We start from the raw sequence: 21,523 nt of genomic DNA, 5'->3' as shown, positions 1-21,523 counted from the left end.
ACTCACCACGTTGCCGGGTCCGGTTGCATTACTCGTACGAGAAGATGCTGCCGAGCTTGTCCATACGCTCCAGCGCCATGCCGGAGCCGCGTACCACGCAGGTCAGCGGGTCTTCGGCCACCAGCACCGGCAGGCCGGTTTCCTCGGCCAGCAGACGGTCCAGATCACGCAGCAGCGCGCCGCCGCCGGTCAGCATCATGCCGCGCTCGGCGATGTCGGCGCCCAGTTCCGGCGGGGTCTGTTCCAGCGCGATCTTCACGGCCGACACGATCTGGTTCAGCGGATCGGTCAGCGCTTCGAGGATTTCGTTCGACGACACCGTGAACGCGCGCGGAATGCCTTCGGACAGGTTACGGCCCTTGACTTCCATTTCGCGGACTTCCGAACCCGGGAAGGCCGAGCCGATTTCCTTCTTGATCGCTTCGGCGGTCTGCTCGCCGATCAGCATGCCGTAGTTGCGGCGGATGTAGTTGACGATCGCCTCGTCGAACTTGTCGCCGCCCACGCGCACCGAACCCTTGTAGACCATGCCGCCCAGCGAGATGATGCCCACCTCGGTGGTACCGCCGCCGATATCGACGACCATCGAGCCCGACGGCTCCGACACGGGCAAGCCCGCGCCGATCGCCGCCGACATCGGCTCCTCGATCAGGTACACCTGGCTGGCGCCGGCGCCCAGGGCCGATTCACGGATGGCGCGGCGTTCCACCTGGGTGGAACCGCACGGCACGCAGATGATGATGCGCGGGCTCGGACGCAGCAGCTTCGAGTCGTGCACCATCTTGATGAACTGCTTGAGCATCTGCTCGGTCACGGTGAAGTCGGCAATGACGCCGTCCTTCATCGGGCGGATGGCCTCGATGTTGCCCGGGACCTTGCCCAGCATCTGCTTGGCTTCCTTGCCCACCGCGGTAATCGTCTTCTTGGCGTTGGGGCCACCTTCCTGACGGATAGCCACGACCGACGGTTCGTCCAGGACGATGCCCTTGTCGCGCATGTAAATCAGGGTGTTGGCGGTGCCCAGGTCGATGGCCAGGTCGTTGGAGAAATAGCTGCGGAGAAATCCGAACATCAGGAATCCTGTCTTCTGTTGTTTCGCGGGTATGCGAAGCGGCCGGCGCCGCCTGCGGCCCGGCCACGAATCGTTTGCAAGGGTGATGGTTCACGGCTCCCCGGTGCGTGCGGCCCGCGCCAGTCATGCTGGCGCGGGCCGATGCCGCTGACACGCCGGATCGGCAGCCCACGGCGCTCCGCAACCGGCGCAGACCTGCACGCGCCGAACCGAGAGGTGCTAACAAAACGACTCTGGCAATTCTGGCAGCGCGGTGACGGACAAACGCCTTCGCCGCGCCCGGCCAGACCCACCAGGCTTCGCTTTGTTAGCACCCCTTACGGGAACCTTTGATTAGACTCTGCGCGAAAGTTCGCCGCCAGATGCGCCGGACAGGTCAAATACACCTGACGTGTGGCAGTAGCCTAATCGGAGGAACCTGATTGTTACGACTGAAAATGCGATGATTTCCCTCTGCATATCGCAGGATGGTCACCGCGCAACCCCGTGTCCAATACGCGCCGGACTTCCACGCCGTACCGGATAGTGCGTCCCCCTTTTGTATGGCGCCGACGGCTATCATGCGCCGCCAGTGTTGCACGGCTGCGACGGCCGACGCTCGGAACTGGTCCGTTCCGGGTCCCGGGGCCGTTCTGGTCGACCGCGAAAACCGTCCGGACTGTGCCGACGGCGTCACCATCGGGCATCCCTGCCCATCCGAAGTGGAGCGCGCGTTGCGGGGAATCTGCAACGCATAATCATACCTTATAATTCTCGCTGTTTCGGGGCGTTTGGCCCCGGAAAAACTTGTAACTTCGACGATCCTGGGGCGCCTCCCCGGGCGCACCAGTCCGGCACGCCCTGGCCACCCCGCCGCCGTGCCACCCGAAGCGCCCTTCCGGCCCCCAGATGGCCGGCACCCCCGAATCCGGCCAAGATACTTCCAGTCCAACGGACCGAACCCGGCGCACGCGCCGCATCACGCCATGGCTCTCGCACTCTCCGACGTCAAGCGCATCGCGCATCTGGCCCGCATCGAAACTAGCGATGCCGAGGCCGAGCAAACGCTTGCGCAACTGAACAATTTCTTCTCGCTCGTGGAGCAGATGCAGGCGGTGGACACCACCGGCATCGAGCCGCTGGCGCACCCGCTGTCCGCCGTGCGCGACATCGCCCAGCGCCTGCGCGAGGACGCCGTCACGGAATCCGACCGCCGCGCCGATTACCAGCGCCCCGCGCCAGCTACCGAAAACGGCCTCTACCTGGTGCCGAAGGTCATCGAGTGACAACGCGGTCTCCGATACCACGTTGCCCACCACCCAGACGCCATCATCGACATGCCCTTTTCAGCTGATTCCGTGACTTCCCTGCGCCAGATCGCCGATGCCCTGGCGGCGCGCTCCGTTTCCGCCGAGGAACTCGCCCGCGAGTACCTGGCCCGCATCGAGGCCGGCCGCGCCCTCAATGCGTTCGTTGCCGTCGACCCCGAACTGACCCTGGCCCAGGCCCGCGCCGCCGACGAGCGCCGCGCCCAGGGCCAGGCCACGCCGCTGACCGGCGTGCCCATCGCCCACAAGGACGTCTTCGTGACGCGCGGCTGGAAGTCCACCGCCGGCTCGAAGATGCTGGCCAACTACGAAAGCCCGTTCGACGCCACCGTGGTCGAACGCCTGGCCGCCGCCGGCATGGTCACGCTGGGCAAGACCAACATGGACGAGTTCGCGATGGGCTCGTCGAACGAGAACTCGTTCTTCGGCCCGGTGAGCAACCCGTGGGACACCAGCCGCGTGCCGGGTGGCTCCTCGGGCGGTTCCGCCGCCGCCGTGGCCGCCGGCCTTGCACCTGCGGCCACCGGCACGGACACCGGTGGCTCGATTCGCCAGCCGGCCTCGTTCTCGGGCATCACCGGCATCAAGCCGACGTATGGCCGCGTGTCGCGGTACGGCATGATTGCGTTCGCGTCGTCGCTGGACCAGGGCGGCCCGATGGCCCATTCAGCAGAGGACTGCGCGCTGCTGCTTAATGGCATGGCCGGTTTCGACCCGAAGGATTCGACCAGCCTGACCCCGGAACTGGGCGGCGTCACCGAGGACTTCACGCGCCTGCTGGGCCAGCCCCGCGCCGGCGCCACCGCCAGCCAGCCGCTGGCCGGCCTGCGCATCGGCCTGCCGCGCGAGTATTTCGGCAAAGGCCTCTCGGCCGACGTCGAACAGGCCTTGCGCGCCGCGCTGGCCGAGTATGAGAAGCTGGGCGCGACGCTGGTCGACGTGACCCTGCCGAAGACCGAACTGTCGATCCCCGTCTACTACATCATCGCGCCGGCCGAGGCATCGTCGAACCTGTCCCGCTTTGATGGCGTGCGCTACGGCCATCGCGCCGCGCAGTATGGCGACCTGCTCGACATGTACAAGAAGAGCCGCGCCGAAGGCTTCGGCCCCGAGGTCAAGCGCCGGATCATGGTGGGCACGTACGTGCTGTCGCACGGCTACTACGACGCCTACTACCTGCAGGCGCAGAAGATCCGCCGCATCATCGCCGACGACTTCCAGCGCGCGTTCACCCAGTGCGACGTGATCATGGGTCCGGTGGCGCCCACGGTGGCATGGAAGCTCGGCGAGAAGACTGCCGATCCGGTCCAGATGTACCTGGCGGACATCTTCACGCTGTCCACCAGCCTGGCGGGCCTGCCCGGCATGAGCGTGCCGTGCGGCTTTGGCGAAGGCAACATGCCTGTTGGCCTGCAGCTTATCGGCAACTATTTCGACGAAGCGCAATTGTTGCAGACGGCCCATGCGTTCCAGCAGGCCACCGACTGGCACCTGCGCCGCCCGGCCTGACAACGCCATGCAAACACGCCCCCTGCCCATCGTCAGCATGCGCGCCGCTGCGGCCATGGCCCTGCTGGCGACGCTGGCCGGCTGCATTCCGCTGCCGTTCGGCGGCCGCTCGACGCCGATCGCCGCGCGCGATATCGACCTCGTTGGCGATTGCCGCCGCACCGAGGAGGATGGCTTCCGCGAGGACGCGCAGTTGCGCGTGGCCAACAACACCGTGCAGCAGCTCCAGTGGAAGCTCTGGGTGGGCAAGCGCGGCTCGTGCAGCTTCAATCTGGCCGACTTCCGTCAGGTCAAGAAAACGCCGCATATCGAACTGCGCGCCAACGACGGCAGCGCCTGCGAGCTGATGGTCTGGCAGGACCCGCGCCGCATCACGCTGGCGCACGCGAATTGCCAGGCGCACTGCACGCCGGGCATCTATGAGCAGGCATGGCCGGTGATGTTCGAACCGGGTTCGGGCGACTGCGCCCGCACGCGCTAACACGCACGAAGCGACACCGTCCATCGACCGATCATGAGGCGCCGACCGCACCTTTCCACGCTGACCCCCACGCCGCTGGTTCCGACCATGGCGGGGCACTGGCTGCGCGCGAGCGTGGCGGCGGTGGCCATCGGCATGGCGCTCCTGCAGGCCGCGCCCGCGCAGCCTGCTGTGTCATCGGCAGTACCGTCGGCGGCGCCGGCCGCTTCCGCCAGCGCACCCATGACACCGGCAGCGGCGGCCATGGAACCAGCGGCCCAGCGGGTGCGCATTCCCGGCGATGGCGGCTCGCCGGAGCTGACCGGATACTGGTTCACACCCCGCGATGGTGGCCTGCCGCGTTCGCAGCCACTGCCCGTGGTAGTGGCACTGCACGGTTGCAATGGTCTGATCGACATGCGCGTGGCCGCGAAACGCGCGGGCACGATCGAGGAAGTCATCGATCCGGCCGGCGCGCTGCAGAGCCGCTACCGCGAGTACGCGCACTGGCTTGCCGAGCGCGGCTATGCGGTGCTGATGCCGGACAGCTACAGCGTGCGCGGCAGGGCCCAGGGCACTTGCGGCGACGCCCTCGAATCGCGTGCGATCGACGACCGGACACGCCGCAGCGACGCACTGGCCGCAATGCGATGGGTATCCCGGCAACCTGGCATCGATGCCCGCCGCATCGTGCTGCTGGGCTGGTCCAACGGTGCGCAAGCCGTGCTGGCCACGATCGACGCCAGCCGGCCCTGGCCCGGCGGCACGCCCACGGTGGACCGTGCGGTGGCGTTCTATCCGGGATGCAAGCGCGCGGTGCAACAGCACAACTTCCGGCTGCGCTCGCCGCTGCTGCTGCTGATCGGCGGCGCGGACGACTGGACGCCCGCCACGCGCTGCGCGATGCTGCAGAACGCCGTGCAGTCGCGGCAGCCGGGGGCGCGCTTCCGGCTGGAGATCTATCCGGGCGCGTACCATGGCTTCGACGGCACGAGCGAACTGCATGTGCGGCGCGATGTGATCGCAGCGCGGCGCAACGGCGGCGTCACGGTGGGCGGCGATGCCGTGGCCCGCGTGGCAGCGCTGGGACAGCTCGATTCATGGCTTGCGAGCCCGGATCCCTGATACAACCGGGACCCGGCTCGACGAGCACCGAACACAGATACAGAAAGACTCAAATCAGGCTTACGAAGGAACAACCGCCATGCAATGGGAAGTGGTGATCGGCCTGGAGACGCACACGCAGCTCTCCACGGCCTCCAAGATTTTCTCCGGCACCTCCACCGCGTTCGGAGCCGAGCCCAATACGCAGGCCTCGCCCGTGGACCTGGCGCTGCCGGGCGTGCTGCCCGTACTGAACCGCGGCGCCGTGGAGCGCGCCATCCAGTTCGGCCTGTCCATTGGCGCGACGATTGCGCCACGCAGCATCTTCGCGCGCAAGAACTACTTCTATCCTGACCTGCCGAAGGGCTACCAGATCAGCCAGTACGAGATCCCCGTCGTGCAAGGCGGCCAGATCACGATTCAGGTGGAAGGCAAGCAGGGCGTGTACGAGAAGACCGTCAACCTGACGCGCGCCCACCTTGAGGAGGACGCCGGCAAGTCGCTGCACGAGGACTTCGCGGGCATGACCGGCATCGACCTGAACCGCGCGGGCACGCCGCTGCTAGAAATCGTGACCGAGCCCGACATGCGCAGCTCGGCCGAGGCCGTGGCCTATGCCAAGGCCCTGCATTCGCTGGTGGTGTGGCTTGGCATCTGCGACGGCAACATGCAGGAAGGCAGCTTCCGCTGCGACGCCAATGTGTCCGTGCGTCCGGTGGGCCAGGAAAAATTCGGCACACGCCGCGAGATCAAGAACCTGAACTCGTTCCGCTTCCTGCAACAGGCCATCGACTACGAGGTGCAGTGGCAGATCGCCGAGATCGAGGATGGCCGCGAGATCGTGCAGGCCACCGTGCTGTTCGACCCGGACACCGGCGAGACACGCGCGATGCGCACCAAGGAAGACGCGCACGACTACCGCTACTTCCCCGATCCGGACCTGATGCCGCTGGAGATCGACGCGGCGTGGGTCGAGCGCGTGAAGAGCGAACTGCCCGAATTGCCGGCCACGATGCAGGCCCGTTTCGTGTCCCAGTACGGCCTGTCGGCGTACGACGCAAGCACCATCACGGCGACGAAGGCGCTGGCGGCGTACTACGAGGCCGTCGTGACCAACGTTGGCGCAGCCAGCGCCAAGCCGGCGGCGAACTGGGTGATGGGCGAGATCGCGTCGCAACTGAACCGCGAAGGCATCTCGATCGACGAAGCGCCCGTGCGCCCGGCGCAACTGGCTAAGCTGCTGGCACGCATTACGGACGGCACGGTGTCGAACAACACCGCCAAGAAGGACGTGTTCCCGGCGATGTGGGCTGGCGAGTCCGACGGCGACGCCGACGCGATCATCGCGGCCAAGGGCCTGAAGCAGATGTCCGACACTGGCGAGCTGGAGAAGATCATCGACGACGTGCTGGCCGCCAACGCCAAGTCAGTCGAGGAATTCCGCGCTGGCAAGGAGAAGGCGTTCAACGCACTGGTCGGCCAGGCCATGAAGGCCACCAAGGGCAAGGCTAACCCGGCGCAGGTCAATGAACTGCTGAAGAAGAAGCTGGGCTGATATCGGCGCTCCGGAAGTGAAGAAGCCGGCCATGCATCAAGCGTGGCCGGTTTTTTTGCGCCTGGCGTTCGCTATGCCGACATCACCGGCACCACGCTGACCTCCACCCCCACCGTATGCTCCCCGCCCCCCACGATCACGCCATGCAGCAGCGGCACATCGCTATAGTCGCGTGCGATGGCCAGCGTCACGTGTCGCGTGTCGGCCAGCATTGCATTGGTGGGATCGAGATCGATCCAGCCGTTCTCCGGGCACCAGACGCCGGCCCACGCATGTGAGGCATCGGCGCCCAGCAACCTCGGCTCGCCTGGCGGTGGATCGGTGCACAGGTAACCGCTGACGTAGCGTGCCGGCAGGCCAATCGAGCGCAGACAGCCGATCATCACCTGTGCGAAGTCCTGGCAGACGCCGCTGCGCAGCGCGAACGCTTCCAGCGCCGGCGTATGCACCTCCGTGATCTCGCTGTGATAGTCGAAGTCGGCGTGAATACGATGCATCAGATCGATGGCGCCAGCCGCGACCGTCACGCCAGGCGCGAAGCTAAGGAGCGCGTAGTTGCGCAGGCTGTCATGCAATGCGACGTTGGGCGACGCATACACAAACTCCGTCTCGGGATGAAAGGGCTGGCCTGCGCGATAGCGTAGCCGCTCCGCTGCGTCTTCCCAGCGCGGACTGCGGGCGATATCGAGCGCCTGCCAGCGCGGCTTCAGTGTGACGGTGCTGGTAGCCGTCAGCCACATCGTCTCGTGCGGCACGTCGAGCATGAAATGCAGCACGTTGTTGCCGAACCCGTCGGTGCGCATGTGCTGGTGGGACGGGGCGGGGTCCACCTCGATCGAATGGGCCCCGACGGTCTGCCACGCGCAGGACGGTGGCGTCACCACGGCACGCTGCTGCGCAAGCTCTACCGGCCATGCGTAGTGGTAGGTGGTGGTGTGGTGCACGCTGAGCGTGGTCGTGCCGATGTCGCTCATGGCAGTTCGGTTTCGATTGTCACGCCGGCATGACTGAAGTAGCGGCCGCCGATCTCTTCGGACAACTTTGCCATGCGCGCGCCAAGCTGATCACACAGCGCCCCGAGCGTGGTCTGACGCCCCTGCCGATTGCTCGCGCACAGCAGCGTGCGCGAAGGTAGCGCGCTGGCTGGCGGCAGCATCTCCGCCAGCGGCACACGCGTCTGCCCCGTGGCGCCGGTGGGCAGTTGCACGAGCTTGGCGCGCAAGCGATCCAGCACACCATAGATGCCGCGCGGATTGGTCGGATCGAGCACGAGCAGATCGACCAGCGCAGGTACATCGGCGCGGCCGGGAAACAGCGATCGGAACGACAACGTGCTGTCGAACAGATGCAGCAGCAGGTCCACACCACTGCGCGAGTACAGCGCGCCGCTGCGCTCGGCCACTTCCAGGAACAGCGCCAGCGTGCCGAGCCGTTCAATATGGCGGCCGATGAATACCAGCCGCCACGCCACGTCGCGCGCCATGCGGTCGCCCTGCGCGCCGCTGATCGCGCCAAGCTGCATCGACAGGTGCTCGAGCGCTGCCAGCACCTTCGAGCGATCGTAAGTGCCCTCCCCCGCCGATGGACCATCTGGGCAGGCTGCCTGCATCGCATCGCGAAAGTCATTACGCGCGGCCAAGATCGTGCGCCAGTGATCGTTCGAGAGCCGGTTGCGGATCTCGTTGGCGGCGCCGGCATGGCTGGCGAGCGTCGGGCCCAGCCCGGAGTCCGCGTCAGGGTTGGCCAGCGTGGAAACGAGGGCATGTTCGAACGCTCTCAACGATGCTCGCGGCGATGGCGTCTGCGGCGGCACCAGCCCGAACCACGTTGCCAGGTCACCGATCATCGTCAGCGTGCCGTCGTCGGTTTCGTCGTTCGATTCGATCGAACCAAGGATTTGCCGGCACAGACGCACAAGGTTCTCGGCGCGCTCGGCGTAGCGGCCCGCCCAGTACAGGTTCTCGGCCGCGCGGCTCGACACCGTCAGCTGCCGGGCAAGCGCCGATCCTGCCGTCGCGCTCATCGCCGCCAAACCGGCGCGCGCCGAGGTCAGCGGCACCGCGTGCGTCGGCTGGCTCGACAACACCCACGTGTCGGCACTGGTACCGCCGATCTGCATCGATACCGCCTCGCGATGCGGCGGGGCCAGACGCGTGAATCCGCCCGGCATCACCTGCCAGCCGCCATTGCCATCGGCAATCGCATAAACCCGCAGCATGGCCGGGCGCGAGCCAATGCGGCCGCCGCCATGGCCGTCGGGTTCCCAGCACGGCATATGCGAGAGCGGCAGCGGCGCCTGCACGGTATAGCGATCGGGCGACGCGTCGATGCGCGCGCGCCAGTCCGCCAGCGTCTGCAGCCCCTGCTCCATGCCAAGCGGCGCGTCTGCAGGCGTGCGCGGATAGGTGGGCATCACGAACGCTTCGTCAAGCAGACCCAGTGCCTCCTGCCACGCCGGCGCCTCGCCGCACCACCAGCTCGACACCGCCGGCAGGACCAGCGGTTCGCCGAGCAACGCCTGCGCCACGCCGGGCAGGAAACCGTGGATCGCGGGCGACTCGAGAAAGCCAGAGCCCGGCACGTTCGACACCATCACATTGCCCGCACGCATCGCTTCGAGCAGGCCCGGCACGCCGATCATCGAATCGCCGCGCAGTTCGAGGGGGTCGCAGAACACATCGTCGAGGCGACGCAGGATCACGTCCACGCGCTCCAGACCGCCGAACGTCTTCAGATAGACCACGTCATTGCGCACGGTCAGGTCCTTGCCTTCGACCAGGGTGATGCCGAGATAGCGCGCCAGGAACGTGTGCTCGAAGAACGTCTCGTTGTATGGCCCCGGCGATAGCAGCACGATCTGCCGCCCCGCCTGCAAGGGTCTCGGGCTGCCGGGCTCGCCCCCCAGCGGCGTCAGCGGCGTCAGCGGCGCCAGCGCGAGTGTGGAGATCAACTGGGCGAACGCCTGCGGGAGCCGCCGCACACGCATCTCGCGGAACGCCTCGGCGAACTGGCCCGAGACGATCAGGCGATTTTCGAGCGCATAGCCCATGCCGGACGGCGTCTCCGTCCGATGCGCAATCACGGTCCAGCCGCTCGCGGTATGGACGAGGTCGACTGCCACGGTCTGCAGGTAGCTGCCACCCGGCGGCCGGTATCCCTTTAGTGGCCGCATGTAGCCGGGATGCCCGTAGACGAGCCCCGGTGGCAGCAGGCCGCGCTTGAGCAGCAGCTGTGGGCCGTAGATGTCGGCCATGATCGCGTTGGCCAACGTCGCGCGCTGCGCCACGCCCGCTTCGATAGTGGCCCAGTCCTGCTCCGGCACCAGAAGCGGAAACACTTCGAGTTGCCACGCGCGCGCGCCATCGCCCTGGTCGGCACGGATGTTGTACGTGACGCCGTTCTGGCGAATCTGCCGCGCCACGGCAGACGCGTGGGCATTCAGTACGTCTGGCGGTGGATCGCCGAGTACCGAGAAGAAGCGTGCCCAGCATTCGCGCAACGCGCCATCTGGCAGGCGCAACTCGTCGAGGTGGCCATCCGGCACGGGCAGCGCCAGTTGGCCAGCCATCAGGGCAGGCGCATCGGGTCCTTCAAGAGGCAGTGACGACTGCGAGGGCAAGGGCTACGGTCTCCGGGATGCATCGGCGCAATGCGCTGCGAGTATGACAGGATCGGCGCTCGCGTCGCGCATAGCGCTCACATTGGGCCCTTCGCGGGCTGCGCCCCCTCGTCCTGCAGCGAACGCAGCTTGGCCAGCGCGCCCGGATCGCCATGCGCGGCGGCACGGGCGTACCAGAGCTTGGCCTGTTCGATATCGCGATCCACCACCCCCGGATACCCGCGCTCGTAATAGCTGGCGACGATGTACTGCGCGCCTTCGTCGCCGGCTGCGGCGGCCTTGCTGTACCAGTGGAACGCGCGACCGTAGTCGAGGGGCACGCCCCGGCCGGTGAAGTAATTGGTGGCGAGCGCCACCTGCGCCTGCACATGTCCCCCCTGCGCCGCGAGTTCATACCAGCGGTTGGCCTCGGGCAGCGACTTCGGCACCACGTCACCGCGTTCGTACAGATCGCCGAATGTGAACTGCGCGTGGGTCATCTGGTTGTCCGCCGCGCGGCGCAGCCAGACCAGCGCCTCCTGCGGCTTCGCCGGCGTGCCTTCGCCACGCAGCAACATCATCGCGTAGTCGAACTGGGCCAGCCGGTTGCCCTTCTGCGCGGCCGCTGCAAAGCCCTGGATCGCCACCTCGAAATTGCCAGCCTCGTAGGCGGCCACCGCCGCCTGGGTCTGTTCCTGTGCCGGTTGCGGTCGCTCGGTGGCCGCGTAAGCACTCAAGCCGGACAGGGCGCAGGCCAGCGCCAGTGCAACGACGGACTGGCGGATCGTAGGGGCGGCAAGTTGCGACATGGCTGGCTCCGATCCGGCTAGGCGCGTCTGGGGGTGTTTGATTCAGTGTAGTGGGCGATCCGTGGGAACTTATATGTCGATAACAGATTATCGACTCAAATTATTCTTCGTTATTATTCGTCATTCTTATAATCTGGCTCAGCCGGCGAACCGGTATCCGACGCCCACCTCTGTCAGCAGATGCGCGGGCTGGGCCGGATCGACCTCGAGCTTGTGGCGCAGGTGGCCCATATAGACCCGCAGGTAGTGGCTGCTCTCCGAGTGCGAGGGGCCCCAGACCTCGCGCAGCAGTTCCCGGTGCGTCATGACCTTGCCACGATTGGCGATCAGCACGGCCAGCAGGCGGTATTCGATCGGCGTCAGATGCACCTGATCTTCGCCGCGCGTGACGAGCCGGTTGGCCAGGTCCACGCGCACGTCGCCGAACGTGATCTGGGGCGTGCCTTGTGGATTCGCCTTGGCGTGCCGGCGCAGCAGCACGCGCACGCGCGCCACCAGTTCACCGACGCCGAACGGCTTGGTCAGGTAGTCGTCCGCGCCCGCATCGAGCGCGGCGATCTTGTCGGCTTCGCCAGTGCGTGCCGATAGCACCAGCACAGGCACCTCGGTCCAGGTGCGCATCTCGCGGATCAGTGTCATGCCATCGCCATCAGGCAGGCCAAGGTCCAGGATCACCACATCCGGCTGGCGCGTGCCGGCGTCAATCAGGCCGCGCTTGAGCGTATCGGCCTCGTGCACCGTGCAGCCCTCGGACTGCAGCGATTCACGCACGAAGCGGCGGATGTGGGGTTCGTCCTCGACCAGCAACACGGTCGGCGAATAATCAAAAGGCATGTCAGTGATGATCCGGAATGGGTTCGTCCAGCGACTCTGGCTCGATAGCCGGTGGATTGCCGCGCGGCAGCGCCAGCGTGAATCGCGAACCATGTGGGTGGGCGGCCTCCACCCAGATGCGACCACCATGGGCCTGCATGATCGCCTCGCAGACCGCCAGGCCGAGCCCGACGCCGGAGGTGGCCGATTCGCGCTCGCCACGCGTGAATTTCTCGAAGATGTAGCGCTCCTGGCCCGACTGCACGCCCGGGCCTTCGTCTTCCACTGACAGTTGCACCTCGTCGCCCACCACCGCGCCGCGGATGCGGATGGCGGTGCCTGCCGGCGTGTACTTCGCCGCGTTCTCCAGCAGGTTGCACAGCACACGCTCCATCAGCACATCGTCGCACTCCACCAGCGGCAGCTCCACAAGATTCATCACTTCCACATGGTGCCGACCGAGCACGTCGCGCATCGACGCCAGCGCCGCGCCAATCAGTTCCTCAAGCGATTGCCAGCCACGCTTGAGCGCCAGGTCGTGATGCTGCAGGCGCGCCATGTCGAGCAGGTTGACGACCATCGTGCGCATCCGTTGTGCCTGAACGCGCATTGCCTCGACTGTCTCCGCGACGCTGGCCGGCAGCGGCATCTCCGCGCGCTGCAGCGTTTCGGCCATGCCGATCAGCCCGGTCAGCGGCGTACGCAGATCATGCGACACCGCGGCCAGCAGCGAACTGCGCAGCCGTTCCGACTCGATCGACACCAGCGCGCGCTGCGCCACGTCGACGTAATGGATACGCTCGATCGCGATCGCGATCAGCGTGGCAAAGACATCGGCCTGACGACGCAACGCCGGGTCCGCCAGCGCCCGCCACGCGCGCGGCTCCACGGCCAGCACGCCGCGCGTCTGCATCGGCGCCTTCAGCGGCAGATACAGCACCGTGCTGCCGGGTAGCGTGTGCGTGCCCGTGCCGGCAGGCTGACCGTGATCGAACACCCATTGCGCCAACACCTTGTCGATGGCATCGCCTTTGCCTGTCCGCGGCTCCGGTGTCTTTTCTCCGCCGGCCATCGGCATGAGCCGTCCGTTCTCTGCGACGAGGAAAAAAGTGCCATCCGCGTCAAAGGCGGCACGCAGGAAGCGACCGCCGATCTCGACGATCTGCTGCGCCGTCAGCGCAGCGGACAACTCGCGCGCCAGCTCATAGAGCGTGCGCGCATCGGTTTCGCGCCGCACGGACACCTGAGCCTGCTCGCGTAGTCCCGCCGTAAGCTGGCCGATCACCAGACCAACCGTCAGCAGCACGAAGAACGTCAACAGGTACTGCACGTCGCTGACGGCGAACGACATTCTCGGCGGCACGAAGAAAAAGTCGAACGCCGCCACCGAAATCACCGATGCCAATGCCGCCGGTCCCCGGCCATGACGCAACGCCACGCCTACCACGGCAACCAGGAACAGCATCGCGATATTGACCAGGTCGAACCAGGGTCTGGTCAACGTCGACAGGAACGTCGCCGCCATGCACCAGACCACGGCCCAGCCATAGTTATGACGGCGCACGCGGGCCAACTCGGCTTCGGCCTCCGCATCGTGCGCCTCGGTGGATAGCCCCTCCTGGACTCGCGGACGCAGGTCCGCCCGTGTGGAGTCGGCCGCCACCCTGATCACGTCGATCTCCGGGCAACCCGCCGCCAGCGCATCGGCGAACATCTGCCGGCCGAACAGCCGGTTACCGACACCAAGCAACGGCGACAGCGCACGGGCCAGCAAGGCACGCCCCTTGTCGATCCAGTTCCCTCGCGCATACCAGTCGGCGGGGGCACGGCCAAGCAGCACCTTGGTCAGGTTGTGGCGTCGCACGTAGCCTGCCACCGCCTTGACCATGTCGTTGCCGGCGAGCGTCTCCGTGCGGGCCCCCAGTTCCTCTGCCAATTGCATGGCGGCGCGCATGCGCGCGCGGACCTCGTTGGATGGCGGCATCAACTGGGGCGTGGCGATCGTCACCACATGCCAGTCGCAATCGAGCTGGCCCGCCAGACGCTGCGCGCTGCGCACCACCTGCTCGGCATCGTCGCCGGCGCCGATGCACGCCACCAGGGCTTCCCGCGTGCGCCAGACCAGATCGATCGATTCGGCATGTCGATACGCGCGCACATCGTCGTCGACGCGATCGGCGGTCCGCCGCAACGCGAGTTCGCGCAGCGCGATCAGGTTGCCTTTGCGGAAGAAATTACGTGCGGCGTGGCGCGCCTGATCGGGCAGGTAGACCTTGCCCTCGCGCAGCCGGCGCAGCAGTTCATCGGCGGGCAGGTCCACCAGCACCACTTCGTCGGCGCCGTCGAACACCGCATCGGGCACGGTCTCCCAGACGCGCACACCGGTGATGCCACCCACGGCCTGATTGAGGCTGTCCAGGTGCTGCACATTGACCGTGGTCCAGACGTCGATGCCCGTGGCCTGTAGTTCCTGAATGTCCTGCCAGCGTTTCGGATGCCGGCTGCCCGCGGCATTCGAATGCGCGAGTTCATCCACCAGAATCAGCGCGGGGCGTCGGGCCAGCGCGCCGTCGAGATCGAACTCCGCCAGGACGCGGTCCCGATATGGAACCTCGCGCAGCGGCAGGCGCTCGAGTCCATCGAGCAGAGCCTCGGTCTCGGCGCGGCCATGTGTCTCGACCACGCCGACCACCACGTCCACGCCCTGCTCGCGCAACGCACGCGCGGCGCCCAGCATGGCAAAGGTCTTGCCAACGCCGGCCGACGCGCCAAAGTACACGCGCAGTTTGCCGCGAGCGGCACGCGCGCGCTCCGCCTGCATGCGTTGCAGCAGGGCGTCGGGGTCCGGGCGGGCGTCTGGATCGGTCATCGGCAACGGCGGTTGGTGGCGATGATTGTGCCACGCAGGCGATTGCCATGCGTACATGCGTCTGTCCCCAACTCCACACACGGGAGGGCGGGGCAAACCATCAGCGTTTCACAGGCCTTCGGCGTTCCCCCGGCTCCCGCCTGCACGGGCAGGGCAAGGGCGAGGGGAAGACGGAGGGCAAACCAGGTATCAACGGCCACCAGATCTATTTCAGCCCATCCAGCGCCAGGTTCAGCGCAAGCACATTGACCGCCGGCTCGCCAAGCACCGCCAGACCAGGGTCTTTGGTATTGGCGGCGATCAGCGCCTCGACCTTCTCCAATGACACACCGCGCAGCCGCGCCACGCGGGCCGCCTGGTACTGCGCCGCTGCCGGGCTGATATGCGGATCGAGACCGCTGCCCGAGGCCGTCACCAGATCCACCGGAACCGGCGCCTTGTTGTCCGGATCCGCTTCCCTGAGCCCGTCTATACGTGCTTTCGCGGCGTCCGTCAGCGCCGGATTGGTCGGCCCCAGGTTTGAGCCACCTGATGCCGTGGCGTTGTAAGACATCGGCGCCGTAGCCGACAGGCGGCCCCAGAAGTACTTCGGGTCCGAGAACGGCTGGCCGATCAGTTCGGAACCGACCGTCTTGCCATCCTTGACGATCAACGAGCCTGCTGCCTGATGCGGAAACACCGCGCGCGCGATGCCGGTGACAACGCCGGGATAGAGCAGGCCGGTCACCACCGACAGCACGATGAAAACAGTCAGCGCCGGACGCAGCAGCCCAGTCTGACGCGGCACCTGCGCGACGGTATTGCTTTGTGTAGTCATTTGCGATTCTCCTTGCGATGCTCAGACCCAGCCGAACATCGTCAGCAACATGTCGATCAGCTTGATCCCGACGAACGGCACCACGATGCCACCCAGGCCATAGATCAGCAGGTTGCGGCGCAGCAGCACCGCCGCGCCCAGCGGGCGGTACACCACGCCGCGCAACGCCAGCGGAATCAGCGCGACGATGATGAGCGCATTGAAGATCACGGCGGACATGATGGCCGAGCCCGGTGTCGACAGCCCCATCACGTTGAGCAGGTTGAGCTGCGGATAGGTGGTCGCGAACGCGGCCGGGATGATGGCGAAATACTTGGCCACGTCGTTGGCCACGCTGAACGTGGTCAACGACCCGCGCGTCATCAGCATCTGCTTGCCGATCTCTACGATCTCGATCAGCTTGGTTGGATTGCTGTCCAGGTCGACCATATTGCCGGCCTCGCGCGCGGCCTGCGTGCCGCTGTTCATCGCCACGGCCACATCGGCCTGCGCCAGCGCCGGTGCATCGTTGGTACCGTCGCCGGTCATCGCCACAAGACGCCCTTCGCTCTGGTACTCGCGAATCAGCGCCAGCTTGGCCTCTGGCGTGGCCTCGGCGAGGAAGTCGTCGACACCGGCCTCGGCCGCGATCGACGCAGCGGTCAACCGGTTGTCGCCGGTGATCATCACCGTGCGGATACCCATCTTGCGCAGTTCGACAAAGCGCTCGCGGATGCCGGCCTTGACGATGTCCTTGAGCTCGATCACGCCGAGCACTCGCACCGATTCCTCGGTACCCTGCGCGATGGATTCCGCCACCACCAGCGGCGTGCTGCCCGCGCGCGCCACATCATCGACGGCCTGCATCACCACATCGGGGAACTTGCCCGCGCGCTCGGTCACGTAGCGGCGCACCGCATCGGCCGCGCCCTTGCGCACGCTGCGCACGATCTGGCCATTGGCCACGTCGACACCGCTCATGCGCGTCTGCGCGGTGAACGGCACGAACACCGGCGCTGCCAGTCCCCGCTCGCCCATCTCCGGCGCGCTCACGTCTGACTGCTGGCGTGCCAGCACAACGATGCTGCGGCCTTCCGGTGTTTCATCGGCCAGCGACGACAGCCACGCGGCCTCGGCGAGCTGACGCTCGGTAACGCCGGGCGCACAGATAAAGCGCGAGGCCTGGCGATTGCCATGTGTGATCGTGCCGGTCTTGTCGAGCAGCAGCACGTCGACATCGCCCGCCGCTTCCACCGCGCGGCCCGACGTGGCGATCACATTCGCTTCCATCATGCGGCTCATGCCGGCTACGCCGATCGCCGACAGCAGGCCACCGATCGTGGTCGGAATCAGGCAGACCAGCAGCGCCACGAGCACCGTCACCGAGACCGGCACGCCGGCCTTGGTCACCAGCACCGCGTAGAGCGAATACGGCTGCAGCGTGGCTGTGGCCAGCAACAGCACCAGCGTGAGCCCCACCAGCAGGATCGTCAGCGCGAGTTCGTTCGGTGTCTTCTGGCGCTTGGCACCTTCGACCATGCTGATCATGCGGTCGATGAAGCTCTCGCCGGGGTTGGCCGTGATGCGCACGATGATCCAGTCCGACAGCACACGCGTGCCACCAGTGACCGATGAGAAGTCGCCACCCGACTCACGGATCACCGGCGCCGATTCGCCGGTGATGGCGCTTTCATCGACCGACGCCACGCCCTCGATGACTTCGCCATCGCCAGGGATCATGTCGCCGGCCTCGACGAGCACGACATCGCCCTTGCGCAGTTCCGTGGCCGCACGCTGCTCGGTAGCCCCCTGCGCGCGCGCATCGCGATGGCCGGCGCGCACCACGCGTGCCATGGTGGTGGTCTTGAGTCCGCGCAGCGCAGCGGCCTGCTGCTTGCTGCGACCTTCAGCCAGTGCTTCGGCGAAGTTCGCAAACAGTACCGTGAACCAGAGCCATACCGTCACGGCCAGGATGAAGCCTGCCGATTCGCCACCCGGCGTCGGGTGCAGCCAGGCACGCACGCACAGGATCGACGTCAGGATGCTGCCGGCGTAGACCACGAACATCACCGGGTTGCGCAACTGATCGCGTGGATTCAGCTTGCGGAAGGCATCGATGATGGCCGGCTTCACCAGCTCGGGCGACATCATGCCGCGCGAGGGACGCGGATGGCCTGGCAGGCCGCCGCCTGTCATCACCGTGGAACCCGGTGCCGGATTGCGCGACGCCGTGCCGGCAGCGCTGGAGCGTGTCGCGGTGGATTGTTGTTGCATGTGCGATTCTCCGCAGGATTACTTGGCAGCCGCGGTCACCGCCGCGGGCTGCAGTTGCTCCGCCACCGGCCCCAGGGCCAGCGCCGGCACATAGGTCAGCGCGCCAACCAGCAGCACCGAACCCACGAGCAAAACGATGAACAGCGGGCCATGCGTCGGCATGGTGCCGGCCGTGACCGGCGTACGGCGCTTGGCGGCCAGCGAACCGGCCATCGCCAGCACCGGCACGATGATCCAGAAGCGCCCGAACCACATAGCCGCAGCCAGAAGCGTGTTGTAGAAGGGTGTGTTGGCGGAAAGGCCGGCAAACGCGCTGCCGTTGTTGTTCGACGCCGACGACAGCGCATACAGGATCTCGGAGAAACCGTGCGTGCCCGGGTTGAACACGCCGGCGCGACCCGGCTCCAGCATCACCGCGATGGCGGTACCCACGAGTACGAGCAGCGGCGTGACCAGGATCGCCACGGCGGTCATCTTCATCTCGTAGGCCTCGATCTTCTTGCCGAGGTACTCGGGCGTGCGTCCAATCATCAGGCCCGCGATAAACACGGCCAGCACGGCGTACACGAGCATTCCGTAGAGGCCCGATCCCACGCCGCCAAACACGACCTCACCCAGTTGCATCAGCAACATCGGCACCAGACCGCCAATGGCCGTGAACGAGTCGTGCATGGCGTTGACCGCGCCGCACGAAGCGGCGGTCGTGATCGTGGCGAACAGCGAAGTGGCCGATATGCCGAAGCGCACTTCCTTGCCTTCCATGTTGCCGCCTGCCTGCAGTGCGGACGCGGCATGGTCGATCGACAGAGACGACAGGGCCGCCGTGATGTGCTGCTCGGACGCCATCGCCGCCACGGCCATCACGACGAAGATCACCGTCATCGAGGCCAGCACGGCCACGCCCTGACGCCGGTCCCGCACCATCTCGCCAAACGTGAAGCACAGGGCCGCCGGGATCAGGAAGATCGCCAGCATCTCGATGAAATTGGACAGCGGCGTCGGGTTCTCATAGGGGTGCGCCGAGTTCGCGTTGAAGAAGCCGCCACCATTAGTGCCGAGCATCTTGATCGCTTCCTGCGAAGCCACGGGCCCCATCGCCAGCGTCTGCGTGGTCGTCTTCATCGCCTCTGTCACGGGCTTGCCTTGCGGGTCGAGCACGGGCTGGCCCGCCGCGTCGACCTTGGGCTGCGTGTACTCGACCGCCGTGACGAGATTCGCGTCCTTGTAGCCGTCGAAGTTCTGGATCACGCCCTGGCTGACCAGCAGCAGCGCTGTGATCACCGACAGCGGCAGCAGCACGTAGAGCGTGGTGCGCGTGATATCGACCCAGAAGTTGCCAATCGTGGCCGAGGTATGGCGCGCGAAGCCACGGATCAGAACGAAGACCACGGCAATGCCAGTGGCTGCGGAGACGAAGTTCTGGACCGTCAGCGCCAGCATCTGCGTCAGGTAGCTCATCGTCGACTCGCCGCTGTAGCCTTGCCAGTTCGTATTGGTGACAAAGCTGATGGCGGTGTTGAACGACGAATCGGGCGAGACCGCGCCAAACGCCTGCGGATTCAGTGGCAGCAAACCCTGCACGCGCTGGAGCGCGTAGACGGCGATCACGCCGATCACATTGAAGACAAGCACCGCGATGGCGTATTGCTTCCAGCCCATTTCGGCATCGGCACGCACACCGGCCACGCGATACAGCACGCGCTCGATGGGCCGCCCCCAGGCGGTCAGGCTGAAGTTGCCCTCCTCGACGGCACGGCGCATATAGCGGCCCAGGAATGGGCCCACCACGAACAGGATGGCCAGAAACAGAACCAGCAGTCCGAGAAATTGAGTGAAGTGCGGTGTCGACATCAGAATTTCTCCGGCCGGAACAGCGCAATGAGCAGGTAGATGAAGAGCGCAGCGGCCAGGCCGGCGCTAAGCAGGTCAGTCCATTCCATTACTGCCCCCTGTTGTCGGCGGCTGGCCTGGAATCGGCAGCGGCGGCTTCGCCGTTACCTCGACTGGCCGGCGGATTGGCGCCAAGCGCGGCGCACAGAGCCAGCAGCGCGCCCGTCAACGCGCCGAAGGCCAGCAATACAAGGAAGTAGATCCCGTCCATGACTTGTGCAGGCGATAACACCTGACTGAGTGATTTACGGATAGCAGGTTAGGGATCGGGGGGTAAAAACGGGGTAGAGAGGCGGGAGGGGGGTGTAAACGAAATATAAAAATGCAGAAGACCAGCAACTGCTGGCGCTGGAAGACGGTTCGGCCGATGTCTTCAGGAGGGGGATCCCCCCACTCCAGCATGCGGGAGAAGGGAGATCATGGCGACGAAACCGTCAGATCCAGCCCGCGCGGTGCAGCTTGCGCCAGAGAAAGCTGCACGCGGCCGCCGTGAAGCCGATCACCACGGGATACGCGTAGTGAAACTTCAGTTCCGGCATGAAATTGAAGTTCATGCCATAGAGCGAAAACACGACGGTGGGCACCGCCAGAATCGCACCCCACCCGGCCAGCCGCTTGACCACCTCGTTCTGTGTCACGGTGACCAGCGCCAGGTTGACCTGGACGGCCGTCGTCAGCATCTCTCGTACCACGTCGAGTGTGCGCACAACGCGGCTGCTGTGGTCCTGGATATCGCGGAAGTACGCGCGCAGATCCTTTGGCACAAGGTCTTCATGCAGGCGGATCAACTGGCTGCAGATGTCTTCGACCGGATAGACCACGTTGCGCAGGCGCAGGACCTGATGCTTGACCTTATAGAGGCGCTCGATGGCCGCGCGATCGAACTCGTCGTGGAAGATATCCTGCTCCAGCGCCTCGAAGGCTTCCTCGAGCCGGTTCACGATTGGCAGGTAGTGATCGACGATGTAGTCCATCAACGCATAGAGCACGAACCCCGTGCCATGCGCCATGCCGCGCGGGTCTTCCTCGCAGCGCTCGCGCACCGGCGTGTAGGTGGAACTGGCGCCATGCCGCACCGAAACCACGTAGTTCGGGCCGACATACAGATGCGTCTCACCCACCACCACTTCGTCGTCGACCAGGCGCGCGGTACCCAGCACCACGAACACCGAGTCACCGTAGGCCTCGATCTTGGGGCGCTGATGTGGCTCCAGCGCGTCCTCCACGGCCAGATCGTGCAGACCGAACGCCTGCTGCACCTTGCGCAGCAGCGGCAGGTCTGGCTCGTGCAGCCCCAGCCAGACGAAGGTGCCGGGCTCGGCCAGCGCTCTGGCAATGCCGTCGAACTCCACATCTCCGACCTTTCTGCCGTCGCGATAGGCCGCGCAGTTAACGATGGCTCCCATGGATGCTCCGTACTTGAGGACGTGCAATCGTAACAAGCCGAGGCATTTGATGTGAACCATC

At 66.1% G+C, this 21,523-nt stretch carries 17 protein-coding genes; 5 read left to right on the top strand and 12 right to left on the bottom strand.

The genetic code is table 11. From position 1 onward, the window contains the following. Nucleotides 1–28: 28 nt before the first annotated feature. Nucleotides 29–1,072, bottom strand: coding sequence for a rod shape-determining protein (locus WD006_RS24760; RefSeq protein ID WP_008648066.1), 1,044 nt, complete (start codon nt 1,070–1,072; stop codon nt 29–31). A 965-nt stretch (nt 1,073–2,037) separates the two neighbouring features. Between WD006_RS24760 and gatC the strand changes: the two genes are divergently transcribed. From gatC to gatB, 5 genes are read left to right on the top strand one after another with little or no spacing between them, the layout of a single operon-like run. Next, complete coding sequence (gene gatC, locus WD006_RS24755; RefSeq protein ID WP_008648047.1) at nt 2,038–2,337, top strand: Asp-tRNA(Asn)/Glu-tRNA(Gln) amidotransferase subunit GatC; 300 nt, start codon at nt 2,038–2,040, stop codon at nt 2,335–2,337. 51 nt (nt 2,338–2,388) lie between these two features. Further along, nucleotides 2,389–3,888: an Asp-tRNA(Asn)/Glu-tRNA(Gln) amidotransferase subunit GatA gene (gatA, locus tag WD006_RS24750; protein ID WP_011514976.1), complete on the top strand. Its 1,500-nt coding sequence runs from the start codon at nt 2,389–2,391 to the stop codon at nt 3,886–3,888. 7 nt (nt 3,889–3,895) lie between these two features. Next, nucleotides 3,896–4,369 carry a hypothetical protein gene (locus WD006_RS24745; protein ID WP_011514975.1) on the top strand — a complete coding sequence of 158 codons (474 nt, stop codon included), beginning with the start codon at nt 3,896–3,898 and terminating at the stop codon, nt 4,367–4,369. A 33-nt stretch (nt 4,370–4,402) separates the two neighbouring features. Beyond that, a complete protein-coding gene (locus tag WD006_RS24740) occupies nt 4,403–5,473 on the top strand; it encodes a dienelactone hydrolase family protein (protein WP_011514974.1) in 1,071 nt (356 codons plus the stop codon). Nucleotides 5,474–5,510: 37 nt separating this feature from the next. After that, nucleotides 5,511–7,007, top strand: coding sequence for an Asp-tRNA(Asn)/Glu-tRNA(Gln) amidotransferase subunit GatB (gatB, locus tag WD006_RS24735; RefSeq protein WP_375199096.1), 1,497 nt, complete (start codon nt 5,511–5,513; stop codon nt 7,005–7,007). A 71-nt stretch (nt 7,008–7,078) separates the two neighbouring features. Here the strand turns inward: gatB and WD006_RS24730 are convergent, their stop codons facing one another. The 11 genes from WD006_RS24730 to WD006_RS24680 form a co-directional block, all read right to left on the bottom strand. Next, nucleotides 7,079–7,981, bottom strand: a complete 903-nt coding sequence (locus WD006_RS24730; protein ID WP_011514972.1) for a transglutaminase family protein — start codon at nt 7,979–7,981, stop codon at nt 7,079–7,081. Beyond that, complete coding sequence (locus tag WD006_RS24725; RefSeq protein ID WP_011514971.1) at nt 7,978–10,626, bottom strand: circularly permuted type 2 ATP-grasp protein; 2,649 nt, start codon at nt 10,624–10,626, stop codon at nt 7,978–7,980. The genes WD006_RS24730 and WD006_RS24725 overlap by 4 nt, the downstream gene beginning before the upstream one ends. 77 nt (nt 10,627–10,703) lie before the next feature. After that, nucleotides 10,704–11,414 carry a tetratricopeptide repeat protein gene (locus tag WD006_RS24720; protein ID WP_011514970.1) on the bottom strand — a complete coding sequence of 237 codons (711 nt, stop codon included), beginning with the start codon at nt 11,412–11,414 and terminating at the stop codon, nt 10,704–10,706. Between the two features lie 138 nt (nt 11,415–11,552). Beyond that, entirely contained in the window at nt 11,553–12,248 is a 696-nt protein-coding gene (gene kdpE / locus WD006_RS24715) for a two-component system response regulator KdpE (protein ID WP_011514969.1), read from the bottom strand. Nucleotide 12,249: 1 nt separating this feature from the next. Beyond that, nucleotides 12,250–15,096: a sensor histidine kinase gene (locus WD006_RS24710; protein WP_175582376.1), complete on the bottom strand. Its 2,847-nt coding sequence runs from the start codon at nt 15,094–15,096 to the stop codon at nt 12,250–12,252. A 205-nt stretch (nt 15,097–15,301) separates the two neighbouring features. Further along, entirely contained in the window at nt 15,302–15,913 is a 612-nt protein-coding gene (kdpC, locus tag WD006_RS24705) for a potassium-transporting ATPase subunit KdpC (RefSeq protein ID WP_011514967.1), read from the bottom strand. Between the two features lie 21 nt (nt 15,914–15,934). Next, entirely contained in the window at nt 15,935–18,166 is a 2,232-nt protein-coding gene (kdpB, locus tag WD006_RS24700; protein WP_029306793.1) for a potassium-transporting ATPase subunit KdpB, read from the bottom strand. Nucleotides 18,167–18,184: 18 nt separating this feature from the next. Next, nucleotides 18,185–20,017, bottom strand: a complete 1,833-nt coding sequence (gene kdpA, locus WD006_RS24695; protein ID WP_011514965.1) for a potassium-transporting ATPase subunit KdpA — start codon at nt 20,015–20,017, stop codon at nt 18,185–18,187. Continuing rightward, nucleotides 20,017–20,106 (bottom strand): K(+)-transporting ATPase subunit F, encoded by a 90-nt coding sequence (gene kdpF / locus WD006_RS24690; protein WP_008651796.1) that lies wholly within the window; start codon nt 20,104–20,106, stop codon nt 20,017–20,019. Before kdpF ends, kdpA begins: the two co-directional genes overlap by 1 nt. Continuing rightward, entirely contained in the window at nt 20,106–20,267 is a 162-nt protein-coding gene (locus tag WD006_RS24685; RefSeq protein ID WP_008651794.1) for a hypothetical protein, read from the bottom strand. The genes kdpF and WD006_RS24685 overlap by 1 nt, the downstream gene beginning before the upstream one ends. A 223-nt stretch (nt 20,268–20,490) precedes the next feature. Next, nucleotides 20,491–21,462 (bottom strand): magnesium and cobalt transport protein CorA, encoded by a 972-nt coding sequence (locus tag WD006_RS24680; protein WP_029306794.1) that lies wholly within the window; start codon nt 21,460–21,462, stop codon nt 20,491–20,493. Nucleotides 21,463–21,523 lie beyond the last annotated feature (61 nt).

It is taken from the genome of Cupriavidus sp. Met-2, from assembly GCF_049843575.1.
In the GTDB taxonomy this organism is placed as follows: Bacteria; Pseudomonadota; Gammaproteobacteria; order Burkholderiales; family Burkholderiaceae; genus Cupriavidus; species Cupriavidus metallidurans.
This window is presented reverse-complemented; position numbering and strand designations above follow the sequence as displayed.